We start from the raw sequence: 9206 nt of genomic DNA, 5'->3' as shown, positions 1-9206 counted from the left end.
ACAGGGGAAACTCAATCAACTGTAGGAGCTGGCTTGCCAGCGAAGAGGCCCTCACAAACAACGCAAAAAGACACAAGCAATAACCCGAGCAATCAACGCGCCGCCGGTCCATGGCGACGCGACCGCTACATAAAAACAACAGCGAGGTGAAAGCATGTCTGGCAATCGTGGTGTGGTGTATCTCGGCAATGGCAAAGTCGAAATACAGAAAATCGACTATCCAAAAATGCAGGACCCGCGCGGCAGGAAGATTAACCACGCTGTCATCCTGCGTGTGGTTTCCACCAATATCTGTGGTTCCGACCAGCACATGGTGCGCGGCCGTACCACCGCTCAGACCGGTCTGGTGCTCGGCCACGAAATCACCGGCGAAGTCATCGAGAAAGGCAGCGACGTCGAGAACCTGCAAATCGGCGACCTGGTGTCCGTGCCGTTCAACGTCGCTTGCGGGCGCTGCCGTTCCTGCAAGGAAATGCACACAGGTGTCTGCCTCAGCGTTAACCCGGCCCGTCCCGGCGGTGCCTACGGTTATGTCGACATGGGCGACTGGACCGGCGGCCAGGCCGAATACGCGATGGTGCCGTACGCTGACTTCAACCTGCTGAAACTGCCGGATCGCGATCGCGCGATGGAAAAAATCCGCGACCTGACCTGCCTCTCCGACATCTTGCCAACCGGTTACCACGGCGCCGTCACCGCCGGCGTTGGCCCAGGCAGCACCGTATACATCGCCGGTGCCGGCCCGGTCGGCCTGGCCGCAGCCGCTTCCGCTCGCCTGTTGGGCGCGGCAGTGGTGATCATCGGTGACGTCAACACCGTTCGCCTGGCGCATGCCAAGGCGCAGGGTTTCGAAATCGCCGACCTGTCGCTGGACACTCCACTGCACGAACAAATCGCTGCGCTATTGGGCGAGCCGGAAGTGGATTGCGCCGTCGACGCCGTGGGCTTCGAAGCACGCGGTCATGGCCACGATGGGGTGAAACACGAGGCTCCGGCCACCGTGCTCAACTCGTTGATGGGCGTGGTTCGTGTGGCCGGCAAAATCGGTATCCCAGGCCTGTACGTGACGGAAGACCCGGGTGCCGTGGACGCCGCCGCGAAAATGGGCAGCCTGAGCATTCGCTTCGGTCTGGGCTGGGCCAAATCCCACAGCTTCCACACCGGCCAGACGCCAGTGATGAAGTACAACCGCCAGTTGATGCAAGCGATCATGTGGGACCGTATCCATATTGCCGACATCGTCGGCGTGGAAGTCATCAGCCTGGATGACGCGCCGCGCGGTTACGGCGAGTTCGATGCGGGCGTGCCGAAGAAGTTTGTGATTGATCCGCATAAGTTGTTTAGTGCTGCGTAAGTAGGCAGCAGGCAAGGAAAAAGGGCGACAGTGATGTCGCCCTTTTTTTCAGCTCGAAAACCAGGCTCTAGACATCCACTTATTTAATATGGAATGAGCACTGGGCAGGATCATTGGCCTCACAGTCATCACCTTTCCAATTGGTGCCGGTACCTCGGACGGGGACGCCGATTTTCACGCCTGTTGAAGCACCGAGGTCGCCTTCGCCTTCGTAGCGGCAGATAACGACTGATGCGGTGCTGTCATTATCCTTTAGACGTGCAGACGTAAATTTAAGGCTCTCGAGCGCTGCGGCACCCTTTACGGTGACTGCCAATGGCTTGTTATCGGGTCCTGGAGCTGAGTAGCCGCTTGCAGTCTTGTGGATACTTGAGGCAGCAGGGCAAGTTTCTGCATAAGCGGTACCCATCAGCGACAGACTTGCCAGCACGCCAGCGACGACTGATTTCAACATCATTGTTTGTACTCCATTACGTTTAATTGAGTACTAATGGTCAAGGTATGGATCTCTCAGCCACTGTCAGATCTGACAGTTTTTTAGAGCGTTTAATTATTAATCGAACCTTCTTTAATACCCGTCTGCATCCAAGATGAAATTGCCCAAGGAACAATGTCACCCAACCCCCGGTCAAACCGGCAGTTTCCCCGTCCGCTCACGGGCGGTTTTCATGGCACATGAGGATGTCTGGATGAAGATTTCACGCGGTTTTGCACTGGCTTCGCTGATGTGTCTGGCGGCCAGTCCGGTCTTTGCTCAGTTCAGCCTGTTCGATGCGGCCAATGCCATCTCCGGCATGAAGGGCGATGACGCAGCCGCCGCAGCCGCGCCGACCCCGCAGACAGCCGATCTGCTGAGTGCGCTGACCGAATTGAACGTGACGCCACAACAAGCCGTTGGCGGCGCCGGGGCGATGCTTGGGTTGGCCAAGAATCAATTGAGTTCGACTGATTACTCAGAGTTGGCCAAAAGCGTACCAGGCATCGACATTTTGTCGGGCGGCGGAGAGCTGGGCGCCCTCGCGGGTTTACTCGGTTCGTCCGGTAAGGCCGCCGGTCTGGACAACGCCCTGGGCAACGTGAAGAACACCAACGACCTGAACGACGCGTTCAGCGCATTGGKGATGGACGGCGGAATGATCGGCCAGTTTGCCCCGGTGCTTCTGCAATACCTCGGTCAACAGGGCGTTGGCGGTTCGTTGCTGGAAAGCCTGGGCGGGATCTGGGGCGCGGGCACCGGCATTTGAATCAACGGCTTCAGCGCGAAATGCGTTGGTAAACAGTACGCAACTAGAAAAGGGCGACTGTGACTGTCGCCCTTTTTCTATTCTTCACTGGTGTTATTTATGGGTAATGGTGAAGGAGCATTCACTGATGGATCTCGTACAGTGTTGGTTTTCCCACAGCCTCGGTTCTTCCGGCTTCCAACCCGGTACTTCGAGAGCGAAGGCGATATTTTTGTAACGGCAACTTAGCTGACTCACAATAATTGGGCCGGTTTCATCCTCGTCCCTGTCGATGTACGCCACGCTTTCAAAGTCGGAAAGTTTGATGTCGGCTGTTTCTAGGCCCGGACTTTCACCTTTCCAGGTCCGCCCGGAACTGTCCTTGGTGGAAAAAACACCTTTTGTTTCCTCTGTGATTTCAGCAGTATTCGGGCAGGTATCTGCATAAACATGGCCTGCCAAAGTCATCAGTACCCAAGCACCAGCGATTGTTTTAATTACCACGGCGTGTATTCCTTTACGTTGTCGGATCTCCATAGTCACGCTGCTGATAAGACTTGGCTACTGTCACATCTGACAGGTGCTAAAAAGGCTTCCGTGCACCGGCAGTTGATTCAACGTCACTCGGTGCGCAACACGTCGATACGCTGGTCCTTTTCGATTCAGAGTTGGTTTACCCAGTTCTGGATTTTTTCGCGAAACTGCGGATCGTTTTCGTAATCGCCTTGCCGCAGAGCGGGCTCAGCCAGTCGCCTGAGTTTGATTCGTTGATCCATTTGGGGACTCTCGATTCCTGGGAATGGTCAGGCACCTCCTGACCGTATTTCATACCTGTAAACGATGTCTCCGGTTTAAAACGTAAAGGATGTCCCCGGTTTCTACCCGGGCAAGCCCGCTCCCACAGGTATTTCGCAGAACCTGTGGGAGCGGGCTTGCCCGCGATGCGATATCAGGAACGAACGAATTGCTCGCTGACGGTCTAAAATCCCGCTGCCCACTCCTTATGGATGCCCATTACGTGAAATCGATCCTTGCACTGCTTTCCTTGGTGGCCCTGCCGGTCCTTGCCGCCGAGCCGACCCTGTACGGGCGTTACGAATACATCGCGCTGCCGGAAATCGGCGGTGAAGTACTCAAGGCGAAGATGGACACCGGCGCCCTGACAGCGTCGCTGTCGGCCAAGGACATCGAGACCTTCACCCGCGACGGCGAAGAATGGGTGCGTTTCCGCCTTGCCACCAAGGACGCGAGCAACAAGGTCTACGAACACAAAGTCGCGCGGATCAGCAAGATCAAGACCCGCTCCGAAGAAGACGAGGAAGACGCTGAGGTGATCGCACCTACCAAGCGCCCGGTGGTCGATCTGGAGCTGTGCCTGGGCAACGTCAAGCGCACTGTGGAGGTGAACCTGACTGACCGCAGCAGCTTCAATTACCCTTTGTTGATCGGCGCCAAAGCCTTGCGTGAGTTCGGTGCGGCGGTGAACCCGGCGCGACGTTTCACGGCGGACAAACCCGACTGCTGATTGACGTCGAATCAGCCTTGGGGCACCGTTCGCCCACTTAACTGCCGGGCCAGGACGCCATGCCTCATATCTTGATTGTCGAAGACGAAGCGGCGATTGCCGACACCCTGATTTTCGCGTTGCAGGGTGAAGGCTTCACCACGACCTGGCTGAGCCTTGGCGCGGCAGCGCTGGACCATCAGCGCGCCACGCCGGCCGACTTGATCATTCTCGACATTGGTTTGCCGGACATCAGTGGCTTAGAGACCTGCAAACAGTTGCGCCGTTTCAGCGAAGTGCCGGTGATTTTCCTCAGTGCACGCGATGCTGAAATCGATCGTGTCGTGGGCCTGGAAATCGGCGCCGACGATTACGTGGTCAAGCCGTTCAGCCCACGGGAAGTGGCCGCCCGGGTCCGGGCCATTCTCAAACGCATGGCGCCAAGAGCCGTGGCCGAGGTCTCATCGGCGCTGTTTCGTATCGACAGTGAACGGGTGCAAATCAATTATCGCGGCCAAGCGCTAAACCTGACCCGTCACGAGTTCCGCCTGTTGCAATGCCTGTTGGAACAACCCGAGCGGGTATTCAGCCGCGAACAATTGCTGGATGCGCTGGGCATCGCCGCCGATGCCGGTTACGAGCGCAGCATCGACAGCCACATCAAGAGCGTGCGCGCCAAATTGCGTCTGGTGCGGGCGGACGCCGAGCCGATCCAGACCCATCGCGGTCTCGGTTACAGCTACAGCCCGGGGCACAGCTGATGCCGCTGGGGATGCGGATTTTCCTGGTCTACGTGCTGTTCATCGGCCTGACCGGTTACTTCGTACTCAACACCGTGATGGAAGAAATCCGCCCGGGCGTTCGCCAGTCCACCGAAGAAACCCTGGTAGATACGGCCAACCTGATGGCCGAGATCCTGCGCGACGACTTCAAGGCCGGCACCCTCAATCAGAACCGCTGGCCGCAATTGCTCAAGGCCTACGGCGAGCGACAACCCAAGGCGAGCATCTGGGGTTTGCCGAAGAATCAGGTTAATCACCGGATCTACGTCACCGATGCCAAAGGCTTTGTGGTGCTGGACTCCAGTGGTGTGGCAGTGGGGCAGGACTACTCGCGCTGGAACGATGTCTACCTGACCCTGCGTGGCGAATACGGCRCACGCTCCACCCGCAGCGATCCGAACGATACCAACTCCTCGGTAATGCACGTCGGCGCGCCGATTCGCGACAACGGCCAGATCCTCGGCGTGGTCACCGTGGCCAAGCCCAACAGCTCGTTGCAGCCTTACGTCGATCGCACCGAGCGCCGATTGCTGGCCTATGGCGCCGGGCTGATTGGCCTCGGTCTGTTGTTCGGCGCGCTGTTGTCATGGTGGCTGAGTGCGGCGCTGCGACGGTTGACTGCTTATGCACAAGCGGTGAGTGCAGGCCAACGGGTCGAAGTTCCGCACTATCGCGGCGGTGAACTGGAGCAGCTGGCGACAGCGGTCGAGCAGATGCGCACGCAGCTCGAAGGCAAAGCCTACGTCGAGCGTTATGTGCACACGCTGACCCATGAGTTGAAGAGCCCGTTGGCGGCGATTCGCGGAGCGGCGGAATTGCTGCAAGGCGAGATGTCGTTGGAGCAGCAGCAGCGGTTTGTCAGCAATATCGACAGCGAAAGTGTGCGGATGCAGCAATTGATTGAGCGGCTGTTGAATCTGGCTCAAGTCGAACAACGTCAAGGTCTGGAGGAGCGGGTGGCGGTGCCGTTGACCGGGTTGGTGGATGAATTGTTGAAGGCTCAGGCGGCGCGGATTGAAGGCAAGCAGTTGTGCGTGGAAAAACGGATACCAGTAGATCTGGCGATAACCGGTGAGCCGTTTTTGTTGCGTCAGGCGCTGGGGAATTTGTTGGAGAATGCGCTGGACTTCACTCCGGTTCAGGGGGTTCTGCGATTCAGTGCCGAGCAGGTTGAAGAGCAGGTTGAGTTCAAACTGTTCAACCAGGCCGAGGCGATTCCGGACTATGCACTGCCGCGCTTGAGCGAGCGTTTTTACTCGCTGCCGCGCCCCGACAGTGGCCGCAAAAGCACTGGGTTGGGGCTTAATTTTGTGGAAGAAGTGGTCAAGCTGCATGGCGGTTCGTTAAGTATTGGCAATGTCGAAGGCGGTGTTGAAGTGAGGTTGTGCCTGGCTTAGGACCGCGTCGCGGCATTCGCGAGCAGGCTCGCTCCCACAGAGGGCTGCCCAGTCTCCACATAATCTCCATATTCCCCCCATAAATTCCCCACACATCCATCCCAGACTCTCCCCATCCAAACAGGGAGAGTCCCATGAACAGCAGCCTGACCCTAAAACTCGGGGCCATTGCCCTTCTGATTCTTTTGTTGCTGATTCCGCTGTTGATGATCAACGGCATCATTCAGGACCGTCAGCAACTTCGCGACGGTGTACTGGAAGACATCGCCCGCAGTTCCAGCTTTAGTCAGCAACTGAGCGGGCCGCTCATGGTGGTGCCGTATCGCAAAGTGGTGCGCACCTGGAAGCTCAACCAGAAAACCAACGAGCGCTACCAGGACGTCGGTGAAGAACGTGGTCGCTTGTACTTCCTGCCAGAGCGCTTCGAACTCGATGGCCAGATCCAGACCGAACTGCGTTCGCGTGGCATTTACGAGGCACGCCTGTTCCACGCGCAAAACCACATCAGCGGGCATTTCTCGTTGCCGGCGCAACTGGGCATCAAGGAAGATTTCGCTGATTACCAGTTCGACCAGCCGTTTCTGGCAGTGGGCATCAGCGACATTCGCGGCATCGAAAACGCATTAACGCTGGACCTGAACGGTCAGATTCTGGACTTCGTACCGGGTACCCAGGTGAGCTGGCTGGGTGAAGGTGTGCACGTGACGCTGCCAGCGCTGGACGCAAAAAAAACCACGGAACTGGCCTTCGGTTTTGACCTGCGTTTGCAGGGCACCGGTCAGTTGCAGATTCTGCCGGTGGGCAAAACCAGCAAGGTGTCGTTGATCGCCAACTGGCCTCATCCAAGCTTCATTGGCAATTACCTGCCGGCCCAGCGTGAAGTCAACGATCAAGGTTTCACCGCCAATTGGCAGACCTCGTTCTTCTCCACCAACCTTCAAGAAGCGCTGAGCAGTTGCGTGTCCGGCGATGATTGCGAGGCGTACAACGGGCGCAGCTTCGGCGTGAGCTTCATCGACCCGGTTGACCAGTACCTCAAGAGTGATCGCGCGATCAAATATGCCTTGCTGTTCATCGTCCTGACGTTCGCAGGCTTCTTCCTGTTCGAAGTGCTGAAAAGCCTGGCGGTGCACCCGGTGCAGTACGCGTTGGTCGGCGTGGCCTTGGCGTTTTTCTATCTGTTGCTGCTGTCGCTGTCCGAACACATCGGTTTTGCCCTGGCGTATCTGTTGTCGTCCGCTGGCTGCGTGTTGTTGATCGGGTTCTATGTCTGCCATGTGCTGCACAGCGTGCGCCATGGCCTGAGTTTTTCGGCGGGGTTGGCGGCCTTGTACGGCTTGCTCTACGGCTTGTTGAGTGCCGAGGATTACGCGCTGTTGATGGGCTCGTTGTTGCTGTTCGGCTTGCTTGGGGTGTTTATGGTGATGACCCGCAAGCTGGACTGGTACGGGATCGGGCAGAAGAGCGCCAAGCCGATGGTGTTTGAGCTGGGGGCGGTGGAATGAGCCGGTCGTTGGGGTTGCGGGAGGATCAGCGTCAGGGAGAGATTTTGGCGACGCTGATATTCGCGTTATTTCCGTTGGATTCAGGGTGGTGCCTTCGCGAGCAGGCTCGCTCCCACAGGGGATCTCCAGTGAACACAAAGTCTGTTCACACTACAGATCAAACTGTGGGAGCGAGCCTGCTCGCGATGAGGCCCTGACAGTCAGCGAAGATCTAAACCTTAGGCATCGTCGCCAACATCGAAGGCCGCTGGCTCACCTCGAAATACCACGCCGCCAACTGCGGATTCGCCTCGCGCCATTGCAGATCCGGATGGCGCAAGTCGATATAACCCAACGCACAGGCCACGCTGATCGCCGCGACATCGAAATGGCTGGTCAGCTCGGCAATCGCATCTTTTTCCAGCAGCGCCAACCCGCGACGAATCTTGTCGCGCTGAGCGTCGAGCCATTCGTCCCAATGCTTCTGCGGGTCACGCAGGACCATTTCATAACGAACCATCACCGAGGCGTCCATGATCCCGTCGGCCAGCGAGGCCAGGGTCAGGCGCCGCCAGCGCGCCGAACCTTCGCGCGGGATCAGCGGGTTGCCAACGTGCTGGTGGTCGAGGTAATCGAGGATCACCCGGCTGTCATGGATGACGTTGCCGTCGGCCAGGCGCAGGGCAGGGATTTTGCCCAGCGGATTGTCTTCGTTGAGTGACTGATCGGGGCTGACCGGCGTGAGCACACAGTCTTGCAGCGCCACGCGGCCGGTCTGGCCGGTCTCGTGCAGCAGCACCATGACTTTACGAACGAAGGGCGATAGAGCGTTGTGGTACAGGGTCATGCTGGGGGTGGACATGGCAGCGTCTCGGTCGGTGGCAGTGTCGGCAGCATAGCGCGTTGATGCGGGAGCTCAAGCTGACAAGTTAACCCCAACCCTGTGGGAGCGAGCCGGCTCGCTCCTACAAAATCAGCGACGTTGCAGCAAGCCGCGCAGGGCGAAGAATGCGGGAACGCCCAGGCCAAGCCAGCTCAAGGCGTCCCACACGCCATCGCCCAGCAGCGCGGCGAATAACCCGGCGGCGCTGAGCAAGGCGATAACCGTGGGCGTGCCGAAGACCTTCCAGAAGTTCGATTGCCTTGGCTTCATGCTTGAGCCTCGGCGGGTTCGAGCACAGGTTTTGCCGCTTTGCGCCGTACCACCCAAAGGTAGACCCCGCTGCCGAGCACGATGATGGTCAACACATCGAGGGCGCCCCACAGGATCTTCATCGGCATGCCGCCGTAATCGCCAAAGTGCAGTGGCTGCGACATACCCATGACGTCCATGTACCAAGGTCGTTCCGCCACGGCGGTGACTTGCAGGGTGCTGGCGTCGATAAGTACCGGCGTCAGCAGGTGCGACGTCAGGTGGGTGCTGCCTTTCATGAATACAGCGTAATGGTGCTCGCTGGAAAAC

11 protein-coding genes are annotated in these 9206 nt (G+C 58.2%); 6 read left to right on the top strand and 5 right to left on the bottom strand.

Features of this window, described 5'->3' with window-relative positions:
* Window positions 1–154: 154 nt before the first annotated feature.
* Window positions 155–1354, top strand: a complete 1200-nt coding sequence (fdhA, locus tag AC1DSG_RS22915) for a formaldehyde dehydrogenase, glutathione-independent (protein ID WP_007947729.1) — start codon at window positions 155–157, stop codon at window positions 1352–1354.
* A gap of 79 nt (window positions 1355–1433) precedes the next feature.
* On the opposite strand, the gene AC1DSG_RS22910 is transcribed toward fdhA, so the two are convergent.
* Window positions 1434–1811 carry a hypothetical protein gene (locus AC1DSG_RS22910; RefSeq protein ID WP_477792924.1) on the bottom strand — a complete coding sequence of 126 codons (378 nt, stop codon included), beginning with the start codon at window positions 1809–1811 and terminating at the stop codon, window positions 1434–1436.
* 232 nt (window positions 1812–2043) lie between these two features.
* Between AC1DSG_RS22910 and AC1DSG_RS22905 the strand changes: the two genes are divergently transcribed.
* Complete coding sequence (locus AC1DSG_RS22905; protein WP_477792923.1) at window positions 2044–2598, top strand: DUF2780 domain-containing protein; 555 nt, start codon at window positions 2044–2046, stop codon at window positions 2596–2598.
* A gap of 93 nt (window positions 2599–2691) precedes the next feature.
* On the opposite strand, the gene AC1DSG_RS22900 is transcribed toward AC1DSG_RS22905, so the two are convergent.
* Window positions 2692–3081 (bottom strand): DUF3757 domain-containing protein, encoded by a 390-nt coding sequence (locus AC1DSG_RS22900; protein ID WP_477792922.1) that lies wholly within the window; start codon window positions 3079–3081, stop codon window positions 2692–2694.
* Between the two features lie 514 nt (window positions 3082–3595).
* Between AC1DSG_RS22900 and rloA2 the strand changes: the two genes are divergently transcribed.
* The 4 genes from rloA2 (at window position 3596) to creD (ending at window position 7765) form a co-directional block, all read left to right on the top strand.
* Entirely contained in the window at window positions 3596–4102 is a 507-nt protein-coding gene (rloA2, locus tag AC1DSG_RS22895) for a retropepsin-like aspartic peptidase RloA2 (protein WP_477792921.1), read from the top strand.
* Between the two features lie 59 nt (window positions 4103–4161).
* On the top strand, window positions 4162–4842 hold the full coding sequence (gene creB, locus AC1DSG_RS22890; protein WP_477792920.1) for a two-component system response regulator CreB: 681 nt from the start codon (window positions 4162–4164) through the stop codon (window positions 4840–4842).
* The gene (creC, locus tag AC1DSG_RS22885) at window positions 4842–6260 is read left to right on the top strand and encodes a two-component system sensor histidine kinase CreC (protein WP_477792919.1); all 1419 of its coding nucleotides are present in this window, start codon (window positions 4842–4844) and stop codon (window positions 6258–6260) included. The genes creB and creC overlap by 1 nt, the downstream gene beginning before the upstream one ends.
* A 134-nt stretch (window positions 6261–6394) precedes the next feature.
* Window positions 6395–7765 carry a cell envelope integrity protein CreD gene (creD, locus tag AC1DSG_RS22880; RefSeq protein WP_477792918.1) on the top strand — a complete coding sequence of 457 codons (1371 nt, stop codon included), beginning with the start codon at window positions 6395–6397 and terminating at the stop codon, window positions 7763–7765.
* Between the two features lie 211 nt (window positions 7766–7976).
* Here the strand turns inward: creD and AC1DSG_RS22875 are convergent, their stop codons facing one another.
* The 3 genes from AC1DSG_RS22875 to AC1DSG_RS22865 all read right to left on the bottom strand — a co-directional run.
* The gene (locus AC1DSG_RS22875) at window positions 7977–8606 is read right to left on the bottom strand and encodes a glutathione S-transferase (protein ID WP_477792917.1); all 630 of its coding nucleotides are present in this window, start codon (window positions 8604–8606) and stop codon (window positions 7977–7979) included.
* A 111-nt stretch (window positions 8607–8717) separates the two neighbouring features.
* Window positions 8718–8897, bottom strand: coding sequence for a hypothetical protein (locus AC1DSG_RS22870; RefSeq protein WP_007947719.1), 180 nt, complete (start codon window positions 8895–8897; stop codon window positions 8718–8720).
* Window positions 8894–9206 (bottom strand): PepSY domain-containing protein (locus tag AC1DSG_RS22865; RefSeq protein ID WP_477792916.1); only part of this gene is annotated, 313 nt, incomplete at its 5' end. The genes AC1DSG_RS22865 and AC1DSG_RS22870, both read right to left, overlap by 4 nt.

The organism is Pseudomonas sp. P5_A12, from assembly GCF_056400685.1.
Note: the sequence above shows the minus strand (reverse complement) of the source record. Positions and strands in the feature narration are given on the sequence as shown.